Source organism: Candidatus Pelagibacter sp., from assembly GCF_052049935.1.
GTDB lineage: Bacteria > Pseudomonadota > Alphaproteobacteria > Pelagibacterales > Pelagibacteraceae > Pelagibacter.
Genome location: NZ_JBNGZA010000006.1, coordinates 53,592 through 78,791, shown reverse-complemented (window position 1 = coordinate 78,791; position 25,200 = coordinate 53,592). Strand labels below are relative to the sequence as shown.

The following is a 25,200-nucleotide window of genomic DNA, read 5'->3' as shown; positions in this document are numbered from 1 at the left end:
TATGGTTGAAGATATAATTGAAAGTACAAAAAATTTTATTTTCAATACCTCTCCTATTGACTTATTTTTTTTTACTTTATTAATTTTTTCAGTTATCCAGTGCTACATAAATGGCTTCATTTCAAGTCTACTGTCTGCGAGCAAATGGTTATTGTCATACGTTTTTACGCTTTATCTTTTTCCAATAATAAAACCCTATGTTTCTGACTTCAGTAAAAATGAATATGTTTTGGATGTTATATTAGGAGTTAGTTTATTTTTCTTAATTCTTTTTATTATATTAATGATCAATAAAGGTTTAAAAAAAGCCATTAAACTATCAAGCCTAGGTAAAATAGACAAAATATTCGGTTTTTTCTTTGGAATTCTTAGAACATATGTTGTTTGTATTTGTATTTTTTCAACAATAAATAATTTTTTTGATTATAAAGACTGGCCAATTGATACAGATGAATCTATAACGTTCTCATTAATAGAAAGAGGTAGCAGTTTTTTAAGTGATGAGATTCCAAATGAAGATGAATACCAGAATGCAAAAGACAAAATTCAAGAACTTTAAATCAAAATTAAATGAAGAATGTGGCGTTTTTGGAATAAGTAATATTAAAGATGCTTCCGCAATCACAGCTCTTGGGTTGCACGCTTTACAACACAGGGGTCAGGAAGGATGTGGAATCGTAAGTTTTGATGGTGAAAAATATTACTCAGAAAAAAGATTTGGGTTAGTTGGAGATAATTTTAATAAAGAAAAAGTTTTATGCAAACTAAAAGGAAATTACGCTATTGGGCATAACAGATATAGTACAACAGGAAGTAATACTCTAAGAAATATTCAGCCTTTTTTCGCAGATACTAATGCTGGTGGAATTGGAGTTGCTCATAATGGAAATTTGACAAATTCAATTACTTTAAGGAGAAAATTAGTTGAGGATGGAGCTATTTTTTACACAACATCAGATACTGAAACTATTGTTCAACTTATTGCAAGATCTAAGCGAACAAAAACAATAGATAAAATTGTAGATGCTATTTTTCAAATTCAAGGCGGTTATGCTTTAGTTATGCTAACACAGAAATCACTAGTTGGTGTTAGAGATCCATATGGAATAAGACCTTTAGTAATTGGAAAATTAAAAAATAGTTATGTTTTAGCATCAGAAACTTGTGCATTAGACATTATAGGTGCAAAATTTATAAGAGAAGTTGAAAATGGTGAAATAGTTTTAATTAAAGATAATAAAATCGAAAGTATTAAACCTTTTCCACCAAAAAAAATTAGACCTTGTGTATTTGAATACATTTATTTTTCAAGACCAGACAGTATCCTTAATGGTAAAACTGCTTATGAACACAGAAAAAATCTTGGTGTCGAGCTCGCAAAAGAAAACGAAATTGATGCTGATATTGTTGTGCCTGTCCCGGACTCAGGTAATGCTGCTGCACTAGGATTTGCTCAACATCTTGGTCTTAATTTTGAATTAGGCTTAATTCGAAATCATTATGTGGGGAGAACTTTTATTGAACCCACACAACAAATTAGAAGTTTAGGTGTAAAGCTTAAACTAAATGCTAATCAAACTACAATAAAAAATAAGAAAATTATTTTAATTGATGATTCTCTTGTAAGAGGTACTACCTCCCACAAAATTGTTAAGATGCTTTACGATGCGGGTGCTAAAGAAGTGCATGTAAAAATAGCTTGCCCAGAAATTAAACATCCAGATTTTTATGGAGTTGATACACCAACAAAAAAAGAATTGCTTTCAGCAAATAAAAATAGTGATGAGATATGTGAATATATAGGAGCAAAATCATTAAAATTTTTATCCGTAGATGGAATGTACAAAGCAATTGGATTTGATAGCCGAAATGAAAATTATCCACAATTAACAGATCATTATTTTACTGGGGATTACCCAGTTAAACTCATCGATGATTTGGGAGATAATAAAATTACTCAACTATCTCTTCTTAGTACTGCATCAAATAATTAAAACACTATCCTTTTTATTAAAATTCTTAGCTTGAAAGAAGCTCATAACTGACTATTTATCTGTTCAGATGATAGATTCTAAAGATAAAATCTTAGCTTATTTCAATTCAGGTATTAAAAAAATTGAAGATTTCAGAATTGGAATTGAACATGAAAAATTTTTATTTGATTTAAAATCAAACAAAAGAATAGATTATAAAAAAATTTTACAAATGTTTTCGGCTTTAACTGAATTTGGCTGGAAACCTATTAAAGAAAAAGAAAACATAATTGGTCTTAATAAAGAAGAGAAAAATATTACTTTAGAACCTGGTAATCAAATAGAGCTTTCAGGAGCGAAATTAATGAATATTCATGAAGCTTGTGCTGAGTCTCATGATTATTTATTTGAATTAAAACAAGTTGCGAAAAAATTAGATTTAGAAATTGTAAGTGCAGGTTTTGATCCTATTTCTAAACTAAATGAAATTCCCAACAATCCAAAACAACGCTATGAGTTAATGACAAAAGATATGCCAGAGGGTGGTCAATTAAGTTTAGATATGATGTATAGAACTTGTGGAACACAATTAAATATTGATTATAATTCTGAAAAAGATTTCATTAAAAAATTTAAAGTTGTAAATTCTCTAGTTCCCATTTCAATTGCATTATTTGCAAACTCATCAATAGTAGAAAAAAAAAATAGTGGATATTTGTCTTATAGATCAAAAGTATGGCAAAATACTTCTAGAGGTGGTTTGCCATCTGTTTTTTTTGAAGATATGGATTTTGAGAAGTACGCTGATTTTATTATTAAATCATCCATTTTATTTATTGAAAATCAAAACAACTATATTTCAGGTAAAAATTATTCTTTTGAAGACTTCATGAATGGAAAAATAAATGAAACTGATAACCGTCTTCCTACAGAAAAAGATTTAACAACTCACCTAAGTACAATTTTTACAGAAAATAGATTAAAAAAATATATTGAATTGAGATCGATTGATGCTTGTGGTTGGGATTGTTTGTGTTCTGGGCCAGCTTATAATATTGGTATTCTCTACGGTAATTTAGATGAAGCTTATGATGTGGTCTCAAAATGGGATAAAGATAAAATAATTAATGCATATCTTGAAGCACCTAAAAATGGTTTTAATACGCAATTAATGGGTAAAGATCTTTTATACTGGGCAAAAACATTATTGGATATTTCTAATAAAGGTTTAGAAAAAAGAGATATCTTTAATAAAAATAATAAAAATGAAACTTTATTTTTAAATCATTTAAATCAAATAGTTGAAAATAAAATGACTAATGCACATCATATGATTAATAAATTTTCAGATGAAAATTTAGAAACACTATATGACAAGTAAAATTGTTGCCATTCAAGGCAATCACCCTTCAAAATTAAATCCAAAATCAGATACCAGTATTTTTTTAGCTAATGAGATACAAAATAAATATAAAATTTTTTATTATGAACCAAAAAACTTATCAATTATTAATTCAAAAATAATTGCAGAAGGATTTTTTATTAAATTCAATTACAAATCAAAAAACTTTTTTAAGATTTTTAAAAAACAAAAACTAAACCTTGAAACTTGTAAATTTATTTTAATTAGACAAGATCCACCTTTTAATCTTGAATATATTTCAACAACTTACATTTTAGATCAAATTAAAAAAAAAGTTAGGATAATTAATGATCCTACTTCAATTAGAAATATTTCTGAAAAACTATACTCAGCGAAATATAAAAAATTTATGCCAAATACAATTTTTTCACAAAATATAGATGAAATAAAAAATTTTTTTAAAATTAGCAAAAATGTAATTATTAAACCTATTCATAGTTTTAGTGGCAATGACATATTGCTTTTAAATAAATTTGATCAAAAAATAATAAATAAATTTATTAAAAAACATGATCATATCATGTGCCAAAAATTTCTATCTAAAATTAAAGATGGAGATAAAAGAGTTTTTATTATTGATGGTAAAGTTGCAGGTGCTATATCAAGAGTTCCAAAAAAAGGTTCTTTTTTAAGCAATTTGAGCAAAGGAGCTGTGCCTATAAATGTAGACCTTACAAAAAAAGAACTTAAAATTTCAAATTTGATTGCAAAGGATTTAAAAAAAGAAAATATCTATTTTTCTGGGATTGATTTTATAGATCAAAAACTTAATGGAGATATTAATGTTACATCCCCAACTGGTTTAAAAACATTTTTTGATTTATCCAATATTAATTTAGCAAAAGTATTTTGGAAAGGTTTAAAGGCATGAAAAATTTAACAGATCAACAAAAAGGTTCCTTATTAGCTTTTGTTGCTGTTATGTTTATTACTCCAGACTCATTATTTATAAGATTAGCTAGTATAGATACATGGAGCTTAGTTTTTTATCGAGGAATGATCCCTTTTGTAACAGTATTTATTGGGATGTTGCTAATCTATAAACTAAATTTTTTTTCAATGTTATTTAACAGTGGTTATCATGGTATAATTTATATTCTTACATTTTCAGTCACTAACATAACTTTTGTTGTATCTATTCAAAATACTAATGTTGCAAATACGCTTGTTATGATTGCAATGGCTCCCATGTTATCTGCAATATTAGGTGCTATTTTTTTAAAAGAACCGCCTAATAAAAAAACTTGGATAGCAATTGCAATAACTTTTTTTGCAGCAGTTTATATTTTCTACGACTCTCTTCAGTTAGGTAACATTTTTGGTGATATTTTAGGGTTAATTACCGCTTTAGGTTTAGCTGTAGGAGCTGTAACAATAAGATCAGCTAAAAAGAAGAATTTAGTACCAGCAGCTGTGGTTGGTAAAATGTTTGTGGCTATATTTGCAATATTTTTCGTTGAAAGTTATGTGTTAACTGAAAAAGATCTTATTATAGTTCCCTTAATGTGTTTAATGTGTGTTGCTGTTCCATTTGTTTTAGTAACTATTGCTCCAAGATTTATTCCTGCAGAAGAGGTAAATCTATTTTTTCTTCTTGAGACAATAATTGGACCTTTGTGGGTATGGATGATAATCAAAGAACAACCAAGTATCGAGACAATTCAAGGTGGTTTGGTAATAATAATTACAATAGCCATTCACTCTTTTTTAAAACTAAAAAAATCTTAGTTTGTCATATAAAAGACTTGATTAGAGCATAATTCTCAATTAATTGCAGACTTATGTTTAAAATTTTACGAAATTCATGGGCACTTTTTTTGGGGATGTCTTTGATTATGTTGGCCTATGGGTTTCAAGGTTCTTTACTAGGTGTTAGAGCGGTTCAAGAGGAATTCAGTTTAACATCAACTGGATTTATGATGTCCGGTTATTTTTTAGGATACTTCTTAGGAGCTAAATATATTACCACAATTATATCAAGAGTTGGTCACATAAGATCTTTTGCTGCTTTTGCCTCTTTTGCATCAGTTGCAATACTTGCGCATTCTATAGTAATAAATCCAATAACTTGGTTCTTATTTAGGGTGATAACGGGATTAAGTATGGCCTCGATTTATACAATCGCAGAAAGTTGGTTAAACGATAGATCATCAAATAAAAACAGAGGTAGTGTTCTATCAATTTACATGATCATTTTATATGGTTCAATGGGTTTTGGAATGTTTTTTCTTAACTTTAGCGCTCCAGAAAATTTTGAACCTTTTATATTAATTTCATTGTTAATGTCAGTTGCACTTATTCCAATTCTAATGACAAAAAGAAAAGCACCTAGCTTCAAAAGTATACAACCAATGAAATTGAAAGAACTTTATAAAATTTCTCCCTTAGGAATGGTCAGTGCATTATTGTATGGCATTATACAATCAGCTTTATTTTCTCTTTTAGCTGTTTATGCAGCCTCTATGAACTTTTCTATTTTTGAAATTTCAATTGCAACTTTTTTACTTGCAGTCTCAGGAGCTATATCACAATGGCCAATAGGAAAACTTTCAGATATTTTTGATCGTAGAAAAGTTATAGTTTATTCGACTTTTGCTGCAGGAATTTTTGCAGTTTGTACAATATTTGCATCAGGTCAAATGTATCTACCTGAAGGACTTTCTACACCAAAAACTTGGTTTTATGTCTTTCTAATTTTATTTTCATTCACGAGTTTACCTATGTTTGCAATTATAATGGCGCATACAAATGACTATATACCAAAAGAAAAATTTGTGGTTGCTGGAGCAGGTCTTCAATTTGTTTTCGGAATGGGTGCTATGACTGGCCCTTTGCTATGTTCAATATTTATGAATATTTCTGGGCTCAATGGCTTTTGGATCTTTTTAGCTATTTTTCATTTTTTAATTGGTGCTTTTGGAATTCATAGAATGAGAGTAAGAGAAACAACAGAAAACCCAGACTCACAATTTACTCCTATGCCTGAGTCAATTACTCCTTTGGGTATGGAATTAAATCCTCAGGCTCAACCAATTGCTGAACCTACCAGATCATTTAATGAATTTAGGAGTAGTTTAGAACGTAGATTAAAACAAATGAATGTCTTTATAAATTTAGATAAAGCAACAAGTAAAGATAAATAACTAGTCTAATATTTTTATTTCATCATTGATGCTAATTTTAGAAGAATTTAAAATTTGACACCTTAGTCCCCCTCTTCTTAAAAATTCTTTAAGTACATTTGGTTGATTAAGAACTTCTGTTAAATGTCTGCATGGTCTGCATAAATCAACACCTTCAACTTCAGCATCACCAATCTTTAATTTTTTACCAATCAGATCATTTAGTTGAATACCTTTTGTAACTATATTTCTTCTAAAATCCTTATAAGAAATACCAAGGCCATATTTGGTATTATAATAATCAATATTTTCTGCTTCAATTAATGTTAATTGATTATAAGGGTCATTATATTCGTCAAAATGTCTGTCACCTACAACACCTTTATTAGCCAATACTTCAATTGAGCCTACTTCTTCAATTTCTTTATTATTATCTTTAGTTATTCCTAATTTAAAAACTTTTCCCATAATTATAATTTAAAAAAACAATTTTTGGTTGTACTCAAAATTAACATTTTTTTTTAAATTTCCTTAAACATATAGTTGAAAAATCTTAGTTTGTCTGTTCAAATTAATTTTTAAAATTTATGGTATTAAAAAAAAAGAAAAAAATAATAAAAACAAAAATTAAGTCTAAAAGAAATTCAGAGACTGGTTTAACAAAGTTTGCATCTTTAACAACTTCATCTTTAAGTAAAGCTATTACCAATTTCAAAAAAAACCAAGAAATCAAAAAGATTAAGGAGATTAAACTCAAAAAACTCGAAGAAAGTAATCAGATATTAAAAGAAAAAAAGGAATTAAGAGTTTGGGAAGATAAAATTCAAAAAGAAAGTAATAAACTAAGACAAAAAGAGGATGAATTAAAATTAAAAGAAAAAGATCTTAAACTAAAAGAAGAACAGCAAAAAATTGAGAACAAAAGACTGATTAAGAAAGATGAAGATCTTGGAGTTATTGATAAAGATTTAAGATTAAAAGAAAAAGAGCTCAAGATAAGAGAAGAGGAACAAAATAGAAGAGATATAGATCTTAAAGTAAGAGAAGAAGAACAACTTACAAAAGAATTAAAAGAAAAAAGACGAAAAGAAAAAGTATTAAAAACACTCATGGAAGAAGAGGAACAAAAGAAAAAACTTGAATATATTAAGATTAAAGAGTGGGAAGAGAAATTTGACAGGGAACAAAAATTAAAAGAACAAGAAGAAATAAGAAGAGAACAAAAATTAAAAGAAAAAGAATTACAAAGACTAAAACTTGAAGAAAAAGAAAACTTAAAACCAACTGTATCTACTGGACTTGAAAAATTTGATGTAGATAAAACTTCAGAAAATTAAAGAATAACTAAATCTAATTTTTGTTTACCTAGTCTTTCATTTCCATTTTCAGTTACTAGATAAGTTTCACCTAAATTCATTGCTAATCCATTTTCTGAGTCCATTAAAATCATATGCATAAAAAAAACATTTCCAGGTTTAATCTCATATGGATTACCAGTATAAAGCATTGGCCAATCCATCCAATTAGGAGAGAACGTTGCTCCAAGTGAATAACCACATGCATTCATTCGAGCTTTATTAAATCCAAGATCATCAAAAGTTTTTGCATGAATATCAAAGACTTCTCCAATTTTAATTCCAGGTTTTAATTTACTTTCACAGTTTTTTAATGCCTCAACACATGCTTCATGCATTTTATGGTGTTTTGAGTCTGGTTTTCCTATTGGTATAGTTCTAAACATTGCAGAATGGTAATGTCTGTAAGTGCCTGCCCATTCAATAGTTAATTGATCTTGTTGTTTTAAAATTTGTTTTTCAGCTTGATATCTACAAAGTAAAGCATTTTGACCTGATCCAATTATAAATTCATTTGCTGGATAATCTCCACCACCATCAAAAATTACTCTATTCATCTCTGCAAGAATTTTTGACTCACTAACTCCTGCTTTTGCATATTTCCATACTTCATCTAATGCTAAATCAGCAAGATGAGCAGCTTTTCTAACATATTCAATTTCTTCATTTGATTTTATAACTCTAAGTTTTGTAATTAATTCCGATTTATCTTCTATTGAACAATAGCTTTCTAAAGATTTGTTTAATCTAATAGCATTTCTTCCAGTTAAACCATAAGCTTCATATTCTATACCTAAATTTTTTCCCTTAAGATCTAATTCATCTAAAATTATTTTAAGATCGTCTGTGGGATTGGAGCCATCTTTATCTACCCAGACTCTGATATCCTCTATATTGGATGTATTTTGTGCTTGTCTTAAATCTGGAGCTCTAGTTAATAAAATAATATTTCCTTTTTTATCAAGAATTAATGATTGAAAAAAAACATAACCAAAAGTGTCATAGCCTGTTAGCCAATACATCGACTCTTGTCTAAACATTAAAAGAGCATCAATACTTTGCTCATTCATTTTAATTAAAACTTTTTCTTTTCTTTTTGTAAATTCTTCTTTTGTAAAATGTAATCCCATGGTTTTTTATTTTAAATTTATGATAAAATGAGAATATATATTAAAAATTATTATGAACAAAGAAAATGCATGTAAACTCTGGAAAATTATTGTGGAAGCCGGAGACTATTTGGTGGGACAATTACCAGATCATCCAAATCACCCTAAGGGCAGAAACCCTTACGCGCATGTAGCTATTTGTGTAAAAAGTAAGTTCAATGCTAGCTATAAAGATATTCCTGATAACCAATATGATGAAGTAATAAATTATATTGAGTTTTTAAAAGAAAATCCTAGTTAACTTTTATTGTATTTAGCAATTCATCAACATCACTATCTTTTGTATTCCAAGCAGCAACTAATCTTACTGATTTTCCATCTAGCTCTTCCTCATTCATTTTATAGCCCTCTGAATTTAAATGTTCTATTTTTTCTCTTGGAAATTTAGCAAAAACTTCATTTGCCTCAGTTGGATAAGATATTTCAATGTCGTTATGTTTACTTAATCCATCACTAAGTTTTTTTCCCATTTTATTAGCATGTTTTGCATTTCTTAACCAAACATCGTTAGTTACATAGGCATCAAGTTGTGCAGAAACAAATCTCATTTTTGATAATAGGTGACCTGCCCTTTTCATCAAAAAAGCAATATCTCCTACTAATTCTTTTTTAAAAAAAATGATAGCCTCTGCAGCTAAGCAACCATTTTTGGTTGCACCAAATGATAATACATCAATTCCTGATTTCCATGTCATTTCAGCTGGTGAAACATTTAAAGAAACAAGTGCATTAGCAAATCTTGCACCATCCATATGCATATTCAAATTATGTTTATGTGCAATTTCTGATATTTTTCTGATTTCATCTAATTGATAAACTTCACCTGTTTCACAGACTTGTGTAATACTTACAGAAGAAGGTTGAGTATGATGAACTATACCCTTTCCTCCTATCGATTGATCTAATTCTTCAGCTGTTATTTTTCCCATTACTCCATTCAATGGAATTAATTTTCCACCTCCTGTATAAAACTCAGGGGCTCCACATTCATCAGTGTTGATATGAGCCATTCTATGACAATATATATTTCCATAAGATGGAGTCATTGTTGATAATGCTAAAGCATTTGCTGCAGTTCCAGAAGCAGTTGGGAAAACAATTACTTCCTTTTCAAAAATTTCTGAAAATTTATTTTGTAATTTGATTGATAAAGGATCGTTACCATATGGAGTGCTATCACCATCATTAGCTTTTAAAATCGCATCCAAAACTTCTGGACACGCACCAGCAACATTATCAGAGGCAAATTTTACTCTTTCCCTCTTTGTTTTAATTTTTGCCATCTTATTGTTTTGGAAAATAGTCTTTTAGTTCACCTTCTCTATAAACATCTGCTGTACAACAATGTAGTCCTCCACCAAAAGCATAGGCATCTCTAAGATCAACTGGAACAACTTCCATACCCAATTTATCAAGTTGTTCTGCTTGATATACTTCACTTTTTTCTACACATACCGTCTTAGGATCTAAAACAAGCACATTCATAGATAGCCATACTGAAGAATAACATAATGGTGGTGGCTCATTATGAGCAGGTTGTGCAGCATCAATAATTTCCCAACCATTATCTTCAAATAATTTTCTTTGTTCTTTTGGAAGCCTTCTTTGAGGGTTGTTGATTATTAATCCTTCTTTAATTGGAGTGAATGTTGCATCAATGTGAATTGGATAAGGATCTCCAGGAAAATTTACTGCATGAACTCTATGATCTTTAAAGTGTCTTTTAATCCAATCAATTCCTTTTAAATTTGTAGTAAAACCATGCTGAACGACTAAATCTTTTCCAAATCTTAATATATCTGCGGCATCAAATAGTGGTTCTTCTTCAGTAGTTACAAAATATTTTTTTTCAGTCCACTCTAATCTTTTTTGAACACCTATTTTGTCTGATAAATAATCTTTACGGTAATCATCATCTGTTAACCTAGGCTTTGGGGCTGACTCGTGTCTCATATTAGGATCAGCATCATAAAACTGTTTTAATAATGGTCTGTAACACAAATATTCAAACCATCTACATCTATAACTCATTGTTGCTTCTAATATTTCATTTCCAACTGTAAGAAGTACATCTCTTGGTGGCATACAACCGAACATAGTTTCAGCTTCCCAGTCAGGTGTTGATGTTTTTTGGTTAAAATCTATTGGTGTTGGTCTATCAACTTTTATTCCTCTTTTTTCTAACATGTTAGAAAAATCATCTAATAATTGATTAGCCTTATCTACTGTATCTTTTGTTCTTGGACCAAATTGCCCTCTCATATCAGAGTCTTCTGGAACTTTTGCATCTAATGCTGGTTCAGGTGCCGGTATACATGTACCATCAGCTCTTCCAACAATAACGTGCTTTAATGGATCCCATTCATTCCAGCTATTTACAATTTTTTTAGACATTAGTTTTTAATTACATTATTTTCAGGTCCAAAAGGAAACTTTGTTATGTTTTCTGCCCCATCTTCTTTAATAACTAAAATATCATGTTCTCTATATCCACCCGCTCCTGGTTTGCCGTCTGGTATCATAATCATAGGCTCCATAGAGATGACCATATTTTTTTCTAATACTGTGTCTATATCTTCTCTTAATTCTAATCCTGCTTCTCTGCCATAAAAATGAGATAACATTCCAAATGAATGTCCGTAACCAAATGTTCTATATTGAAGATAACCAAGTTCTGCAAATAACTCATTTAACTCCGCACAAATTTCTGAACATTTTACACCTGGCTTAATTAACTCTAATCCTCTTTTGTGCACCTTAACATTTGCTTCCCATGCTTTAAGAGATGCATCATCAACATTTTCTACAAATAAAGTTCGCTCAAGAGCAGTGTAATAACCAGAAATCATTGGAAATGTATTAAGAGATAAAATATCTCCTGATTGTAATTTTTTATTTGTTTTTGGATTATGAGCCCCATCGGTATTTATTCCTGATTGGAACCATACCCAAGTATCCATATATTCTGCTCCAGGATAAGTTTTAACAATTTCTCTTTCCATCCTATCACGACCTTGAATAGCTATTTCTATTTCGGTTTGTCCTGGTTTTATGTGTTGAACAATTTCTTCTGCACCAAGATCAGCAATTCTTGCACCATTTTTAATTATTTCAATTTCTTCATCTGATTTGATCATTCTTAATTTCATCAAGTTATTTGATACATCTTTGAAATTTGAAAAAGTAAAAATTGAATTTAGTTTGTCTTTCAAATCTAAAGTTACATGATCATTTTCTATTCCAATAGTTTTTGGTGGGTCATCTCTTCCAATAATAGACACGATTGCTCTTAAAAAATTATCTCTTTTCCAGTCTGTATAAATAATGTTATCACAATGTGATCTTCTCCAGGGTTGGCTAGCATCAATATTTGCTGAGATAGTTACAATTTTATTTTGTGTCACAACACATCCATATGGTCTTCCGAAAGAACAATAGATAAAACCTGTGTAATATGCCACGTTATGCATTGAAGTTAAGATTGCCATGTCCATCTTATTTTCATCCATTGCTTTTCTTAAGCTAGTTACTCTATTTTGATATTCTTTATCAGAGAAAGGTAATTTAACTTTATCTCCATTCTGCAATTCAAAAAAATCTGGTCTTTCCATAAATATAATAAGTTTAGTTTAGTCCTATGAAACGTCTATTAGTTCTCATTATTAAACTATAATATGTGATAGAAATAAATAAGAAAAAACCACCTATCACTGTATTAGTTGTTGGTATTTCGTTGATACCAAACCAAGGTAACCAAACCCAAAAAATTCCCCCTATTACCTCAGTCAATGATAGTAGTGTTAACTCTGCTGCTGGAATAGCTTTTGAACCAATAGAGTATAAAATTAAGCCCACACAAACTAATACTCCATGCAAAGAAAATAAGGTTCCATTATAACTTGATGAAAAGAATGGCTGATCCCCGGTTAAAATGAATAAAGTTGCAACTGTAAAACAAAAGAAACCTGCAAAAGCAACTGTTGTAAATTTAGGTGTTTCTTTTCTCCATCTTAACGAAACTGAAAATACTGAAAAACCTATAGATGAAGTGATACCAAAAACTAGTCCAACTAATGATGCTTTACCAGTATTTCCTAAAGCTATAATTACAATACCAACCGTTGCAATAAATATTGCTATCCAAACATTTAAAGAAATTCTTTCTCTCAAAAATAAAAATCCTAATAAAGCTGTAAAAAATGGCATTGCCGCTAAACACAATAAAGTTACAGCTGCACTAGTATTAGTGATTGAATATATAAAAGAAATCATTGCAATTCCTAAACCTGTACCACCAACTACACCTGAATAACCAATCTTTAAATAATTTTTGTAAAAATTTTTCCCCTCTTCAAAAAATAAGTACAAATTTAAAACTATGAATATAGTAAGACCTCTGCCAAAAATATATTGCCAAGGCACTAAATGAGGGTCGTTCATGTATCTTACGACTAGAGGACCAAAAGACCAAATTAGTCCTGCAAATAGAACTACAGGGATAGCTACTTTTTCGTTTTTAAGCTCTATCATGGCTAAATTTCTAATTGGAAAAGAATTGAACTACAACAAAAATCTAGCTTGTTAATAAAAATTTTTGTTCGAAAAATTTGCTGGAAAGCAATCTATAATATCACTTTTTTTAAACTTAGATTTACCTGATGGAAAGCTGCCCCAAGAATTAGCATTAACAAAAGATTTAATTCTAAATGATTCTTGACCTTTAAGAACTTCAACTTCTTGAATACCTTTATTATTTATAACCAATTTACATTTTATAAATCTTGTAAAATCTTTCTTTTTTATAAAACTATTTTTTAAAACTGCCTTTATTGGTTTTTCTTCATTTGTATGTAAAGAATTACACAAATATGGATAAACAAAAAATCTAAAACAAGCTGCAGAGGACATTGGATTTCCAGGTAAACCAAATATAGCTTTTTGTTTATTCTTAATTTTGGCAAACATAAAGGGTTTGCCGGGTCTGATAGCTACACTTTTAAGATAAGTTTGTAATGGTAAAGATTTAACAACATTGGGAATAAAGTCATATTTACCTGCTGATACAGCTCCAGAAGTAATAACCAAATCTATATTTGATTTAATTACTTTATTTAATTTACTCTTAAATATTTTCTCTTCTCCATCTCTTAAAATGCCCCCATCAATAAAATTAAATGAGAATTTCTCTGCTAATGATTTTATGTAATAGCTGTTGGAATTTCTAACTTTCCAGTCAGGCACATCTATTTTTTCAGATATTTCATTTCCTGTAGAAAAAAAAAGAATATTAGGGATCTTTTTAACTTTTAATTTTTTTACACCAAGAGTTTTTAAAGCTAAAATATGATTTGAATTAATCTGTGTACCTTTTTTAATAACTGTATCTTTTTTTTTAAAATCTGATCCTGCAAACCTTATATGTGAATATTTATTTAATTTTTCATCAATAAGAATATTTTTTTTATCTTTATCAAACTTAATTTGTTCAATTGGAATAATTGTGTCGAAGCCTTTAGGTATTAATGCTCCTGTCATTACTTCAACGGTACTAAATTTTTTATTAGTAAATTTGGGTTTATCACCAGCGGCTAATGAACCTAATATCTTAAAGTTTTTAAAGTTTTTTTTACTAAGTTTTTTTGTATCTTGAGCTTTTACAACAAATCCATCAAAAGCTGCGTTATCTCCTGCGGGATAATTAACTTTAGATAAAATATTTTCTGAAACAATTCTATTTAATGCATATTTGATATCAATTATTTCATCTTTAATCTTTAATTTTGCATTACTTAATATTTTTTTTGCTTGGTTGTAGCTTTTCATATTTTAATATATTTTTTAGCTTTTTCTAAATCTTCTATAGTATTAATATTAAAAAAAGGGTCTCTTCCTTCAAAATTAATATTGATTGTTTCAACACCTATTTTATTGGCCCAAGTTTCAACCTTTCTTTCATTGTTTTCAAGCAAATCTTTTTCTAAATTCTTAAATAGATCTAAAGACCATAAACCAAAAATATTGTGTCTTTTGTTATTTGATTTCATAAAAAAAAGTTTTTTTTCTTTCTGTTTAGTTTTCTCATAAAACTCATCTAATATTTCTGTTTCAAAAAAAGGTGTATCTGTTGGTAAGCTTATGATCCATTCGTAAGATTTATTGTTATCTTTAATCCATTTCATAGCAGAATAAATTCCGCCTAGCGGACCTAAATCTTTATGATAATCAGATATTAAATTGATTTTTTCATTTTCATCAAAACTAATCTTATGATTTGCAACAATAAGTATTTCATCAAATTTGAATGTGATTTTATCCAGTATGTGATTTATCAAATTTTTATTTCCTAAAATTGCTTCTGATTTATCAGCCCCAAATCTTGAAGACTTTCCGCCAGCTAGCACAACACCTAAAATCTTGTTATGTTCCATAATTAAAAATATAAAATATTTAAAATTTATACAAAAATTAAATGGACTTAAGAATATTAGAAATTGCAGCTAACACTGAAAATAATAAAGTTTTAGATGGATTTACTCATAAATCTAAAAATAAAAATCCACTATGTGGCGATGAAATGGAAATTAGTCTTATTGTTAAAAATGATAAAATTGAAGATATGGGCTATCAATGTAAATCGTGTGTCTACTGTCAGGCTTCAGTAAGTCTATTATCCAGAAAAATTAAAAATAAAAAAATAAATGAAATAAAAGATTTTTTAATTGATTGTGAAAAATTATTTGAAAACACTTCTTTAGAAATTCAAAAAAAATGGAAAGATTTTTTAGAAATTTTAAACAAGAAAAATATTGCAAGAAAAGAATGTTTGCTTCTTCCTATAAGAACTGTTTTAAAAGCTCTAGATATTAGATGATTGATATTAAAAAAGATAAATTTATCAAAGCAAGTTTGGCAGGAATTTTTTCAACCTTTACGATTGGAGTTTTGACTTTGATAACTTATAAAACTGAATTAGGATTATTTCTTACCGCTTCTTTTGGGTCTTCAATGGTATTACTTTATGGATTCCCTGAAAGTCCTTTTGCACAACCTAAAAATATTTTTTTTGGCCATCTTCTTACTGCACTTGTTGGGGTAATTTTTGTAAACTTTATTCAACTACCAATATTCATAATAATTCCTGTTGCTGTAGGATTAGGAATTTTTTTAATGATTATTTTAGATGTTGTTCACCCTCCTGCTGGAGGTAATCCAATAATGGTTATAATTGGTAGTGCATCTTTTGATTATTTATTTAGTCCAATTATTACTGGAACAATTATCATTCTTCTATTTGGAGTAATTCTCAACAAATATATTTTAAAGAAAAATTACCCTCTACAAAAATGAATTCTAAGTACAAAATTTCAAAATATAAAAATAATAAACTTGATAATGTTGAAGATTATATATCAATTGAAGAACCTCTTGAAATAAACCTAAAATATAAAGAAGGAAAAGATTGGAAAAAAGAAAATCTATCTATCACAATGAGAACTCCAGGTGATGATGAAACTTTATCTATTGGATTTTTATATAATGAGCAAATTATAACTGACATAAATTGGATAGAAAAAATTGAGAGCTATGGAGAAAACAATGGTCAATATGATTTTAAAAATAAAATTTTAATAACATTAAATAATTCAGATAATGTTAATATTGCACAGGTTAAAAGAAACTTTCTGATGAACTCATCTTGTGGCGTGTGTGGAAAGACTTCGCTTGATGCTCTTGAAACTTTAAAACAAGATAAACCTAAATATCCAAACAAAAAAATTAACAAAAATATAATTATTAAATCTCCTGAAATTTTAAGAGAGAATCAAACTCAGTTCTCAATCACGGGTGGAATACATGCAAGCGGATTATTTTCTAATGATGGAAACTTGATAGCTGTTAAAGAAGACATCGGTCGTCATAATGCTCTAGATAAATTAATTGGTGAAACTCTTCAAAAGAAGTTACTTAACGAAAACGACCAATTTATCACATGTTCGGGTAGACTTAATTTTGAGCTGGTTCAAAAAGCATTGATTAACAATATAGGTTTAATGATCGGCGTTGGTGCGCCAACAAGTCTTGCTATAGATTTGGCAAATAGGTTTGACATGACCTTGGTCGGTTTTGTAAAACAAGACAGTTTTAATATTTATAGTAACTCACAAAGAGTTGAAATAAATTAGCAAAAATTATGTCAAAAAATATAAGCAATTTATCTGGAAGAATTGGTCTCAAAGATAATTTATTCAAAAAAATTTCAGAAAATACTTTAAATCATAACTCACAAAACAGTCAGGAAATTGCAAAACAATATAACATGGGTGTATCAACAATTCATGGAGCAGAAAGTTTTTATGAATTTTTAAGACCTACACATAGAGAAAAAAAAGCATTTGTTTGTAATGGAAGTGCTTGTATGTGCTCAGGCACACAAGAACCATTAAAAAAGAAACTTCAAGAAAAATTAGGTGAAGATAAAGTTGGAGAAATGTTTTGCCTTGGCCACTGTTATGAAAACAATGCTTTTCATTATGATGGTGAAAACTATGCAGGAAAAGACATAGAAAAAATTGATCAAATTTTAAAAGGCGAAAATATCAAGCAAGAAAAATTTCATTCTAAAAGCTACGCTACGACAAGTTTTTTAATGGATGATAAATTATCAACTATAGATCAAGTAAAAGAAAATTTATCAAAATTTTTAAGTACTGATAAAAAAGATATTATTAAATCATTACTAGATTCTAATCTTACAGGTAGAGGTGGTGCTGGTTTTCCTACTGGAATGAAATGGGATTTCTGTAGCAAAGCAAATTCAGAAAAAAAATATGTAGTTTGTAATGCTGATGAAGGAGACTCTGGTGCATTTTCAGATAGGTATCTATTGGAAGATCAACCTTTAAAAGTTTTATTCGGTATGATCATTTGTGGATATGTGATTGGTAGTGACGAAGGTGTTTTGTATATTAGAGGAGAGTATCCAAAATCTATTGAAGCTATAAATGGTTGTATTAATGAATTAAAAAGTAACAATCTCTTAGGTGAGAATATTCTTGGAACTAATTTTAATTTTGATTTAAATATTTGTATTGGTCAGGGAGCTTATATTTGTGGTGAAGAAACTGCATTGATTGCATCAATAGAAGGTAGAAGAGCTGAAGTTGATGTAAGACCACCATTTCCAGTTACAGAGGGATTATACAAAAAACCAACTGTGGTTAACAATGTTGAAACTTTAGCTGCAGCAACTGGAATTCTATTAAATGGTTCAGAAAAATTTTCTTCAATTGGAAATAAGAAATCTGCTGGAACAAAACTTGTATGTCTAGATAGTTTTTTTAATAACCCTGGTGTTTATGAAATAGACATGGGTACGCCAATGAAAAAAGTGTTTGAAGAAATTGGTGGTGGTTACAAAGAAGAAATTAAGGCTTTTCAAATTGGTGGTCCTTTAGGGGGTGTAGTGCCTTTATCAAAAATTGATGAATTAAATTTAGATTTCCAAGAATTTACTTCAGCAGGTTTTATGCTTGGTCATGCAAGTGTAGTAAGTATTCCTAAAGATTTTTCTATGACAGAATATATTCATCATCTATTTGAATTTTCTGCTGAGGAGTCTTGTGGAAAATGTTTCCCTGGTAGACTTGGTTCTTATAGAGGTAAAGAAATGTTTGACCAAGCAAAGAAAAAAACTGCAAAGATTCCTTTGAAGTTATTGAATGAATTATTGGTTACTATGCAGAAGGGATGTTTATGTGCTTTATGTGGAGCAATCCCTACTCCGATAATGAATATTTTAAAATATTTTGGCGATGAGCTAAAAGATGATATAGTTAAGGACAACTAATGAGTTCAGAGAAAAGAAAAATTGCATACATAGATGGGAAACCATATGAAATTGGTCCAAACCATACCTCTATATTAAAGTTTGTAAAAAGTTACGTTGGAGAAAAAAAAGTACCAACATTATGTGATGATCCTAATTTAGTTCCATACGGTGCATGTAGAGTTTGTTCAGTTGAAGTAGCATTAGAAAAAGATGGTCCTACTAAAATAGTTGCTTCATGTCATACTCCTGTAGCTGAAAATCAACATATTTTTACAAGTAATGAAGCGTTAACTAGTTTAAGAAAAAACATTGTAGAATTAGTGCTAACAGATCACCCAATGGAATGTGATACTTGTGAAGTAAATAATAATTGTGAATTACAAACTGTAGCTAATGACCTTGGTGTAAGTGATCATAGATACAACAATCCTAAACAACACAAAGGCACTCCTAGAGACACTTCTCATGACTATATGAGAATGAATTTAGACAACTGTATCAATTGTGGAAGATGCGTAAGAGCCTGCGATGAAATTCAAGGATCTTTTGTTTTAACAATGAGTGGTAGAGGTTTTGAATCAAGAATTACTACTGATAATGATATGTTATTTGGCGACTCTTCTTGTGTATCATGTGGTGCTTGTGCTCACACATGTCCAACTGATGCAATTTCAGATGTCTTTCAATCTAAATCAGCTGCTGTAGATAAAAAAGTTAGAACTACTTGCTCATACTGTGGTGTTGGTTGTAACCTAGAGGCGTCAATTAAGGATGATAAAGTTGTTGCAATAGATACACCTAAACAAACCGAAGTAAATGCTGGTCATACATGTATAAAAGGTAGATATGCATTTGGGTTTTATGATCATCCAGATAGATTGAAATCTCCACTTATTAAAAGAAATGGAAAATTTGAAGAAGCTTCTTGGGATGAGGCGTATGACTTTATTAAAAAAGAAATGAGTAGAATTACAAAAGAAAATGGACCAGATGCTTTTGCTGGTATTTCTTCTGCAAGATGCACAAACGAAGAAAACTATGTTTTCCAAAAAATGATTAGAGCTGCTGTAGGAACTAACAGTGTAGATTGTTGTGCAAGAATTTGTCATTCACCAACTGCTTGGGGTATGCAGCAAACGTTTGGAACAGGTGCAGCAACTAACTCTACAGAAGATATTTATCATGCTGATTTATTTTTAGTGATTGGAGCAAACCCAACTAATGCTCATCCAGTTACTGGAGCAAAAATTAAACAACAAGTAATGAAAGGTAAAAAACTTATTGTTTTAGATCCTGTTACTACTGATTTAGCAAAACTAGCCGACTATCATATCAAATTAAGACCAGGAACAAATGTTGCTGTTTTAAATATGATGTTGCATTTTATCGTTAAATCAAAACTTTATAATGCAGATTTTGTAAGAGATAGAACAGAAGGTTTTGACAAGTTCTTAAAAGAAATTGAAAGACAAGATGTTGATCAACTAGCAAACGTAGCTGGAGTTGATAAACAATTAGTTAAAGAAGCTGCAATAGCATATGCTACTGCGAGAAACTCTATGGAGTTCCATGGCTTAGGTGTTACTGAGCACGAACAAGGTTCTAAAACTGTAATGTTAATTGCTGATCTTGCAATGATCACTGGTAACATTGGAAGAAAAGGAGTTGGTGTAAATCCTTTAAGAGGTCAAAACAATGTTCAAGGTGCTGCAGATATGGGATGTCAACCTCATCAAGGTGCGGGTTATTTCGAAGTTGCAGATGAAAACAACCAAAATTTTTATACTGAAAAGTATGGCGTAACTCACCCTACTAAACCAGGATTAAAAATCCCTCAAATGTTTGAAGCTGCTATCAGCAAAGAACTAAAAGGTCTGTGGATTATTGGTGAAGATATAGTTCAAACTGATCCTAATAGTGCACATGTAATAGAGGCAATGAATTCTTTAGAACTACTAGTTGTTCAAGAAATTTTTATGAGTGAAACAGCAAAACTTGCAACAGTAGTGTTACCAGGTACAACATTTTTAGAAAAAGATGGTACATTTACAAACACTGAGAGAAGAATACAAAGAGTAAACAGAGCTGTACCTCCTCTACCAGGTACAAAACCAGATGGTTTAATAGTAACTGAAATGATGCAGAAACTTGGTTATGATCAGCCAACTTATGATGCTGATCAAGTTCTTTCTGAAATAGCAGATGTGGTTCCTTTCTTCAAAGGTGTTACCAGAGAAAGATTGGGAAAATTAGGCTTACAATGGCCTGTACAAGAAGATGGAACTGATACGCAAATCTTGCACCAAGAATCATTTAAATTAGGCAAAGGTAGATTGAAAAATTTTGATTGGAAAGAATCTAGTGAAATTGAGGCTAATCAAAAAGATTATCCATTAATTCTAACAACAAGTAGAGTTTTACAGCATTATAATGCTGCAACAATGACAAGAAGAACAAGTAATATTAATATCGTTGATAAAGATGTTCTTTTAATACATCCAAAAGATGCTGAAAGAAGAGATTTAAATACTGGTGATATTGGAAGATTGTATTCTGGAAGAGGAGAAGTTGCTCTAAAAGTTGAAGTTACAGATAAAGTTAAAGAAGGTATTGTTTTCACGACTTTCCATTTCCCAGAGCACATGGTTAATATGGTTACTGGTCATGGTAAGGATGAAGAAACTATGTGTGCCGAATATAAGGTTTCTTCAGTAGAAGTTCAAAAAATTTCAAACCAATTTAAAACAGAAGTAAAACCGAAAGATAACCAAGCTGAAGTTGTTTAAATTAAAATGACCATTGGATGGCATTTTGATAATTCTTACTATAAACTACCTAAATTATTTAGAGAAGAGATAAATCCTGTTCCTGTAAAGAAACCTGGGCTAGTGATTTTTAATGAAAATTTAGCTAAAGATTTAGATTTAGATTTTTCAAAATCAAGTGAAGAAGAGATTTCAAATATTTTTTCAGGCAATAATTTGCCAAAAGGAAGTAATTCAATAGCACAAGCATATGCGGGACATCAGTTTGGGCATTTTACAATGCTTGGTGATGGTAGAGCTGTGTTATTAGGAGAACATATTTCAAATTCCAATGAACGATTTGATATTCAATTAAAAGGCTCAGGAAGAACATCTTTTTCTAGAGGTGGCGATGGAAGAGCTGCATTAGGTCCTATGTTAAGAGAATATATTATCAGTGAAGCTATGTATGGATTAAATATTCCAACAACTAGAAGTCTCGCGGTTGTAACAACAGGAGAAAATGTAATTAGAGGTGAAAAATTACCAGGTGCTGTTCTTACAAGAGTTGCATCTAGCCATATTAGAGTTGGCACATTTCAATATATTGCAGCAAGACAAAAAATAGATGAGCTTGAAACTTTGATTAATTACGTAATAAACAGACATTATCCTTATATTAACAATACAAATAAAAAAGCATCAGAATTATTAAAAGTATTAATGGAAAAACAAATTGAACTTGTGGTAAATTGGATGAGAGTTGGATTTATTCATGGAGTTATGAATACTGATAACATGTCAATATCTGGAGAAAGTATTGATTATGGTCCATGTGCATTTATGGATATTTATGATCCTAACACAGTATTTAGTTCAATTGATCAATTTGGAAGATACTCTTTCTCAAATCAACCTAAAATAATAAAATGGAATTTATTAAGGTTTGCTGAATGTTTAATTCCGTTGTTAGATAAAAATGAAAATAAAGCCATAGATAAAGCAACAAATATAATTAATGAGTTTGAAAAAATTTATGAACATAGGTGGCTTAATATGATGAGAGATAAACTTGGATTATTTGGAATTAATAATGATGACAAAAAACTAATTTCAGATTTATTAAAAATTATGTTTGATGAAAAATTAGATTATACAAAAACTTTTAGTTATTTAATGGGAATAAAATTGAAAAATGAAAATTCATTTCAAAATAAAAGATTTTTAAGTTGGAAAAAGGAATGGCTTAAAAGACTAAATTCACAAACTAAACCTTCAAGTGATCAACTAAATCTAATGAAAAAAAATAACCCTTTAATTATACCAAGAAACTATCATGTTGAAAAAGCTTTAACTAATGCATCGGAAGGAAATTTGGATTACCTTAAAGAATTATTAGCAGGAATTCAAAGACCATATGAATATGACAATGAAAGTACAATATTTTTTTCATCTGTAAAAATAGATAAAAATTACAAAACTTTTTGTGGTACTTAATTATTTATAGGCAATTAAATTTAAACTTATATAACTTCCATAACATTTCAGTTCACTCGTATCCTTAAATAAATTAAAAGTTTCAACTTTTTCTATTTTAGAAAATCCAGTTTTTGTTAAATAGTCACTTAAAAATTCAAAATTCCATCCAAAATAGTGAAAATCATACTTATCAATTTGTCCCCCGAATATCATTCTCATTACATCAAATTTTATCTTTGATGTAGCTTCCTTGTGTATGAACATTCTGCACAAAATATCTAAATCTGGAACTGAAACATAAAACTTTCCATTTTTTTTTAAAACTCTAAATATGCCTTTCAAAGCTTCTGATGTTTGGTTCTGTTCAATATGTTCTAATACATGGCTTGCATATATTTCTTCAATACTATTGTCATCAAACTGGCTTAAATCTCGAATATCACCTATGTAATCTACAAATAATCCTGGTTGAATATTTAACACTTTCCAGCCTTCTTTCTTTGTCTCTCCGCCAATGTGCAATTTCATGAATTATAAAACGTAAGGTTCGTGTCTAGCTTCTTTGCCTAAAACTCTTTCAACAGCCATGTTGCTTATATCAATTGATTGGTATGCGCCTGTAGTTATTAATTCTGTTAATGCTCTTCCAATACCAGGAGCTTGCATTAATCCTCTACCAGTAAAACCTGTAGCAAGATAAACATTATCAAACTTTGGGTGTTTCCCTACGACAGCATTGTTATCCAGTCTATTACAATCATAATAACCTGCCCATCCACCAGTTAATTTTAATTCTTCAAAAGCAGGCATTCTCTTTGCAAGAGCTGGCCAAACATATTCTTCAAAATCATCCCATGCTGGTTCTAAATCATCTGCATCAAAAACTGATTTTGGCGATCCTGCTAAATATTCTTTTCCTTCAGGTCTCCAATAAACTCCTGTTGTTAAATCACCGCACAAAGGCATTTCTGGAATGTGTTTAGGGCATTTTACTCTAAACACAGTGTGTTTTTGTGGCTCAACAGGTATATCCTCAAGTAATTCTTTAGTCCAACAGCCAGCAGCAGAAACTATAGTTTTAGCCTTTATCTCTGAAAGAGATTTAACGTCTCCCTTAATAAATTCAGCTCCTAATTCAATTGCTTTACTTTTTAATGCACTATGAAACAAAAAAGGATCTATCCAACCTTCGCTTTTATTATCTGTAAAAGTTGCAGTTTCAATATCTTCATTAACCATATAAGGAAAATAATTAGATAAATCTGATCCTTTAATATTTTTAGTGCCTGCATCACAAGCTTTATGATTTTCTAAAGCTTTGTATTGTTCTTCGGCGTGCTCTTTCCCAAACATTAGTAAATATCCATTTGTAACCATACTTGCTGTTGGATTGGGATTCTTCTCAGTTTTTAATAATTCTGGTATTTGAAAAACAAAATCTCTAGCAAACTTACCTAATAAAATATTTTCTTTTTGAAAAAATTGTCTTCTAAATCCTCCAAGAGACAAAGGGAAAGATGCTGTTTTATAAGTTGGGTCTCTTTCTATTACTTTAACTTTCCTACCTTCTTTTGATAAAAAATAAGCAGTAGCCGCTCCAATTATTCCACCACCAACTATTACAACATCATCCATATTTAATTCAATCTGATTAAACTAATATTTAAAAGTAAGGCATATGAGCACCAAAGTAAATATGGAATCATTAAATATACACTGATCAAATTGACATTTTTAAATCTGTAAATAATTACAACGATTAAGATTATTAATATAACCAATATAAATGCTGCCAGAACTAGATTATGCAGAAGAAAAAAAGCTATAGTCCAAGTTGTATTTACAACTATATGTATAAAATAAATGTAAACTGTTTGAATTTCTTTTTTTTTACTATGCCAAAAAATCCAAATTGAAAATGTCATCATTAAATAGAGTGTTGTCCACACTGGAGCAAAAATCCAATCTGGAGGATTAAATGATGGTTTTGTTAAAAGAGAATACCAAGGATCTTTGTAATAAATTGATACGATTCCACCAATAAAAGATGCTGAAAAAGTAACGATTAAAAATAAAATAAAAGTTAATAATTTATTTTTTAACATA

The 25,200-nt window shown here is 29.6% G+C and carries 25 protein-coding genes; 14 read left to right on the top strand and 11 right to left on the bottom strand.

Annotated elements, in window-relative coordinates; all coding sequences use genetic code 11:
• Position 1: 1 nt before the first annotated feature.
• From ACTT90_RS04170 to ACTT90_RS04145, 6 genes are all read left to right on the top strand, one after another.
• Entirely contained in the window at positions 2-559 is a 558-nt protein-coding gene (locus ACTT90_RS04170) for a CvpA family protein (RefSeq protein ID WP_440937581.1), read from the top strand.
• The gene (gene purF, locus ACTT90_RS04165) at positions 531-1,994 is read left to right on the top strand and encodes an amidophosphoribosyltransferase (protein ID WP_440937580.1); all 1,464 of its coding nucleotides are present in this window, start codon (positions 531-533) and stop codon (positions 1,992-1,994) included. The genes ACTT90_RS04170 and purF overlap by 29 nt, the downstream gene beginning before the upstream one ends.
• A gap of 67 nt (positions 1,995-2,061) precedes the next feature.
• Positions 2,062-3,354: a glutamate--cysteine ligase gene (locus tag ACTT90_RS04160; RefSeq protein WP_440937579.1), complete on the top strand. Its 1,293-nt coding sequence runs from the start codon at positions 2,062-2,064 to the stop codon at positions 3,352-3,354.
• A complete protein-coding gene (gene gshB, locus ACTT90_RS04155) occupies positions 3,344-4,267 on the top strand; it encodes a glutathione synthase (RefSeq protein ID WP_440937578.1) in 924 nt (307 codons plus the stop codon). The genes ACTT90_RS04160 and gshB overlap by 11 nt, the downstream gene beginning before the upstream one ends.
• Entirely contained in the window at positions 4,264-5,124 is an 861-nt protein-coding gene (locus ACTT90_RS04150) for a DMT family transporter (RefSeq protein WP_440937577.1), read from the top strand. Before gshB ends, ACTT90_RS04150 begins: the two co-directional genes overlap by 4 nt.
• Before the next feature lie 53 nt (positions 5,125-5,177).
• Positions 5,178-6,539 (top strand): MFS transporter, encoded by a 1,362-nt coding sequence (locus tag ACTT90_RS04145; protein WP_440937576.1) that lies wholly within the window; start codon positions 5,178-5,180, stop codon positions 6,537-6,539.
• Here the strand turns inward: ACTT90_RS04145 and ACTT90_RS04140 are convergent, their stop codons facing one another.
• Complete coding sequence (locus tag ACTT90_RS04140; RefSeq protein WP_440937575.1) at positions 6,540-6,986, bottom strand: MOSC domain-containing protein; 447 nt, start codon at positions 6,984-6,986, stop codon at positions 6,540-6,542.
• Positions 6,987-7,105: 119 nt separating this feature from the next.
• On the opposite strand from ACTT90_RS04140, the gene ACTT90_RS04135 reads away from it, so the two are divergent.
• Entirely contained in the window at positions 7,106-7,855 is a 750-nt protein-coding gene (locus tag ACTT90_RS04135) for a hypothetical protein (protein WP_440937574.1), read from the top strand.
• On the opposite strand, the gene ACTT90_RS04130 is transcribed toward ACTT90_RS04135, so the two are convergent.
• A complete protein-coding gene (locus ACTT90_RS04130) occupies positions 7,852-9,003 on the bottom strand; it encodes a M24 family metallopeptidase (protein ID WP_440937573.1) in 1,152 nt (383 codons plus the stop codon). The two genes, ACTT90_RS04135 and ACTT90_RS04130, sit on opposite strands and share 4 nt — an antisense overlap.
• Positions 9,004-9,055: 52 nt before the next feature.
• Between ACTT90_RS04130 and ACTT90_RS04125 the strand changes: the two genes are divergently transcribed.
• Positions 9,056-9,283 (top strand): hypothetical protein, encoded by a 228-nt coding sequence (locus ACTT90_RS04125; protein ID WP_440937572.1) that lies wholly within the window; start codon positions 9,056-9,058, stop codon positions 9,281-9,283.
• Here ACTT90_RS04125 and ACTT90_RS04120 read toward each other — a convergent pair.
• The 6 genes from ACTT90_RS04120 to ACTT90_RS04095 are packed head-to-tail and all read right to left on the bottom strand — an operon-like array spanning position 9,276 to position 15,470.
• On the bottom strand, positions 9,276-10,325 hold the full coding sequence (locus tag ACTT90_RS04120; protein ID WP_440937571.1) for a threonine aldolase family protein: 1,050 nt from the start codon (positions 10,323-10,325) through the stop codon (positions 9,276-9,278). The genes ACTT90_RS04125 and ACTT90_RS04120 overlap by 8 nt on opposite strands.
• A 1-nt stretch (position 10,326) precedes the next feature.
• The gene (locus ACTT90_RS04115; protein WP_440937570.1) at positions 10,327-11,436 is read right to left on the bottom strand and encodes a serine/threonine protein kinase; all 1,110 of its coding nucleotides are present in this window, start codon (positions 11,434-11,436) and stop codon (positions 10,327-10,329) included.
• Entirely contained in the window at positions 11,436-12,653 is a 1,218-nt protein-coding gene (locus ACTT90_RS04110; protein ID WP_440937569.1) for an aminopeptidase P family protein, read from the bottom strand. The genes ACTT90_RS04115 and ACTT90_RS04110 overlap by 1 nt, the downstream gene beginning before the upstream one ends.
• A gap of 13 nt (positions 12,654-12,666) precedes the next feature.
• Positions 12,667-13,572 carry a DMT family transporter gene (locus ACTT90_RS04105; protein WP_440937568.1) on the bottom strand — a complete coding sequence of 302 codons (906 nt, stop codon included), beginning with the start codon at positions 13,570-13,572 and terminating at the stop codon, positions 12,667-12,669.
• Positions 13,573-13,623: 51 nt separating this feature from the next.
• On the bottom strand, positions 13,624-14,865 hold the full coding sequence (locus ACTT90_RS04100) for a molybdopterin molybdotransferase MoeA (RefSeq protein ID WP_440937567.1): 1,242 nt from the start codon (positions 14,863-14,865) through the stop codon (positions 13,624-13,626).
• Positions 14,862-15,470 carry a molybdenum cofactor guanylyltransferase gene (locus tag ACTT90_RS04095; RefSeq protein WP_440909201.1) on the bottom strand — a complete coding sequence of 203 codons (609 nt, stop codon included), beginning with the start codon at positions 15,468-15,470 and terminating at the stop codon, positions 14,862-14,864. The genes ACTT90_RS04100 and ACTT90_RS04095 overlap by 4 nt, the downstream gene beginning before the upstream one ends.
• 41 nt (positions 15,471-15,511) lie before the next feature.
• Between ACTT90_RS04095 and ACTT90_RS04090 the strand changes: the two genes are divergently transcribed.
• From ACTT90_RS04090 to ACTT90_RS04065, 6 genes are read left to right on the top strand one after another with little or no spacing between them, the layout of a single operon-like run.
• Positions 15,512-15,913, top strand: coding sequence for an iron-sulfur cluster assembly scaffold protein (locus tag ACTT90_RS04090; protein ID WP_440937566.1), 402 nt, complete (start codon positions 15,512-15,514; stop codon positions 15,911-15,913).
• A complete protein-coding gene (locus ACTT90_RS04085) occupies positions 15,910-16,389 on the top strand; it encodes an HPP family protein (protein ID WP_440937565.1) in 480 nt (159 codons plus the stop codon). The genes ACTT90_RS04090 and ACTT90_RS04085 overlap by 4 nt, the downstream gene beginning before the upstream one ends.
• Positions 16,386-17,225 carry a formate dehydrogenase accessory sulfurtransferase FdhD gene (locus tag ACTT90_RS04080; protein ID WP_440937564.1) on the top strand — a complete coding sequence of 280 codons (840 nt, stop codon included), beginning with the start codon at positions 16,386-16,388 and terminating at the stop codon, positions 17,223-17,225. The genes ACTT90_RS04085 and ACTT90_RS04080 overlap by 4 nt, the downstream gene beginning before the upstream one ends.
• Before the next feature lie 8 nt (positions 17,226-17,233).
• Positions 17,234-18,889 (top strand): NADH-ubiquinone oxidoreductase-F iron-sulfur binding region domain-containing protein, encoded by a 1,656-nt coding sequence (locus ACTT90_RS04075; RefSeq protein ID WP_440937563.1) that lies wholly within the window; start codon positions 17,234-17,236, stop codon positions 18,887-18,889.
• Positions 18,889-21,657 carry a formate dehydrogenase subunit alpha gene (fdhF, locus tag ACTT90_RS04070; RefSeq protein ID WP_440937562.1) on the top strand — a complete coding sequence of 923 codons (2,769 nt, stop codon included), beginning with the start codon at positions 18,889-18,891 and terminating at the stop codon, positions 21,655-21,657. Before ACTT90_RS04075 ends, fdhF begins: the two co-directional genes overlap by 1 nt.
• A gap of 6 nt (positions 21,658-21,663) precedes the next feature.
• Positions 21,664-23,112 carry a protein adenylyltransferase SelO gene (locus tag ACTT90_RS04065; protein WP_440937561.1) on the top strand — a complete coding sequence of 483 codons (1,449 nt, stop codon included), beginning with the start codon at positions 21,664-21,666 and terminating at the stop codon, positions 23,110-23,112.
• Here ACTT90_RS04065 and ACTT90_RS04060 read toward each other — a convergent pair whose 3' ends face one another.
• The 3 genes from ACTT90_RS04060 to ACTT90_RS04050 are packed head-to-tail and all read right to left on the bottom strand — an operon-like array spanning position 23,113 to position 25,199.
• Entirely contained in the window at positions 23,113-23,622 is a 510-nt protein-coding gene (locus tag ACTT90_RS04060) for a class I SAM-dependent methyltransferase (protein ID WP_440937560.1), read from the bottom strand.
• A 3-nt stretch (positions 23,623-23,625) separates the two neighbouring features.
• Entirely contained in the window at positions 23,626-24,729 is a 1,104-nt protein-coding gene (locus ACTT90_RS04055; RefSeq protein WP_440937559.1) for an NAD(P)/FAD-dependent oxidoreductase, read from the bottom strand.
• A gap of 2 nt (positions 24,730-24,731) precedes the next feature.
• Positions 24,732-25,199, bottom strand: coding sequence for a TspO/MBR family protein (locus ACTT90_RS04050; RefSeq protein ID WP_440937558.1), 468 nt, complete (start codon positions 25,197-25,199; stop codon positions 24,732-24,734).
• Position 25,200 lies beyond the last annotated feature (1 nt).

What these genes read in the sequence shown, in the direction of transcription:
- ACTT90_RS04060 (WP_440937560.1), bottom strand. Translation starts at nt 23,622, where the DNA reads ATGAAATTGCACATTGGCGGAGAGACAAAGAAAGAAGGCTGGAAAGTG.
- ACTT90_RS04065 (WP_440937561.1), top strand. Translation starts at nt 21,664, where the DNA reads ATGACCATTGGATGGCATTTTGATAATTCTTACTATAAACTACCTAAA.
- fdhF (WP_440937562.1), top strand. Translation starts at nt 18,889, where the DNA reads ATGAGTTCAGAGAAAAGAAAAATTGCATACATAGATGGGAAACCATAT.
- ACTT90_RS04150 (WP_440937577.1), top strand. Translation starts at nt 4,264, where the DNA reads ATGAAAAATTTAACAGATCAACAAAAAGGTTCCTTATTAGCTTTTGTT.
- ACTT90_RS04170 (WP_440937581.1), top strand. Translation starts at nt 2, where the DNA reads ATGGTTGAAGATATAATTGAAAGTACAAAAAATTTTATTTTCAATACC.
- ACTT90_RS04095 (WP_440909201.1), bottom strand. Translation starts at nt 15,470, where the DNA reads ATGGAACATAACAAGATTTTAGGTGTTGTGCTAGCTGGCGGAAAGTCT.
- ACTT90_RS04080 (WP_440937564.1), top strand. Translation starts at nt 16,386, where the DNA reads ATGAATTCTAAGTACAAAATTTCAAAATATAAAAATAATAAACTTGAT.
- ACTT90_RS04075 (WP_440937563.1), top strand. Translation starts at nt 17,234, where the DNA reads ATGTCAAAAAATATAAGCAATTTATCTGGAAGAATTGGTCTCAAAGAT.
- ACTT90_RS04105 (WP_440937568.1), bottom strand. Translation starts at nt 13,572, where the DNA reads ATGATAGAGCTTAAAAACGAAAAAGTAGCTATCCCTGTAGTTCTATTT.
- ACTT90_RS04135 (WP_440937574.1), top strand. Translation starts at nt 7,106, where the DNA reads ATGGTATTAAAAAAAAAGAAAAAAATAATAAAAACAAAAATTAAGTCT.
- purF (WP_440937580.1), top strand. Translation starts at nt 531, where the DNA reads ATGCAAAAGACAAAATTCAAGAACTTTAAATCAAAATTAAATGAAGAA.
- ACTT90_RS04125 (WP_440937572.1), top strand. Translation starts at nt 9,056, where the DNA reads ATGAACAAAGAAAATGCATGTAAACTCTGGAAAATTATTGTGGAAGCC.
- ACTT90_RS04050 (WP_440937558.1), bottom strand. Translation starts at nt 25,199, where the DNA reads ATGTTAAAAAATAAATTATTAACTTTTATTTTATTTTTAATCGTTACT.
- ACTT90_RS04145 (WP_440937576.1), top strand. Translation starts at nt 5,178, where the DNA reads ATGTTTAAAATTTTACGAAATTCATGGGCACTTTTTTTGGGGATGTCT.
- ACTT90_RS04085 (WP_440937565.1), top strand. Translation starts at nt 15,910, where the DNA reads ATGATTGATATTAAAAAAGATAAATTTATCAAAGCAAGTTTGGCAGGA.
- ACTT90_RS04090 (WP_440937566.1), top strand. Translation starts at nt 15,512, where the DNA reads ATGGACTTAAGAATATTAGAAATTGCAGCTAACACTGAAAATAATAAA.
- ACTT90_RS04115 (WP_440937570.1), bottom strand. Translation starts at nt 11,436, where the DNA reads ATGTCTAAAAAAATTGTAAATAGCTGGAATGAATGGGATCCATTAAAG.
- ACTT90_RS04160 (WP_440937579.1), top strand. Translation starts at nt 2,062, where the DNA reads ATGATAGATTCTAAAGATAAAATCTTAGCTTATTTCAATTCAGGTATT.
- ACTT90_RS04110 (WP_440937569.1), bottom strand. Translation starts at nt 12,653, where the DNA reads ATGGAAAGACCAGATTTTTTTGAATTGCAGAATGGAGATAAAGTTAAA.
- gshB (WP_440937578.1), top strand. Translation starts at nt 3,344, where the DNA reads ATGACAAGTAAAATTGTTGCCATTCAAGGCAATCACCCTTCAAAATTA.
- ACTT90_RS04140 (WP_440937575.1), bottom strand. Translation starts at nt 6,986, where the DNA reads ATGGGAAAAGTTTTTAAATTAGGAATAACTAAAGATAATAATAAAGAA.
- ACTT90_RS04055 (WP_440937559.1), bottom strand. Translation starts at nt 24,729, where the DNA reads ATGGATGATGTTGTAATAGTTGGTGGTGGAATAATTGGAGCGGCTACT.
- ACTT90_RS04100 (WP_440937567.1), bottom strand. Translation starts at nt 14,865, where the DNA reads ATGAAAAGCTACAACCAAGCAAAAAAAATATTAAGTAATGCAAAATTA.
- ACTT90_RS04130 (WP_440937573.1), bottom strand. Translation starts at nt 9,003, where the DNA reads ATGGGATTACATTTTACAAAAGAAGAATTTACAAAAAGAAAAGAAAAA.
- ACTT90_RS04120 (WP_440937571.1), bottom strand. Translation starts at nt 10,325, where the DNA reads ATGGCAAAAATTAAAACAAAGAGGGAAAGAGTAAAATTTGCCTCTGAT.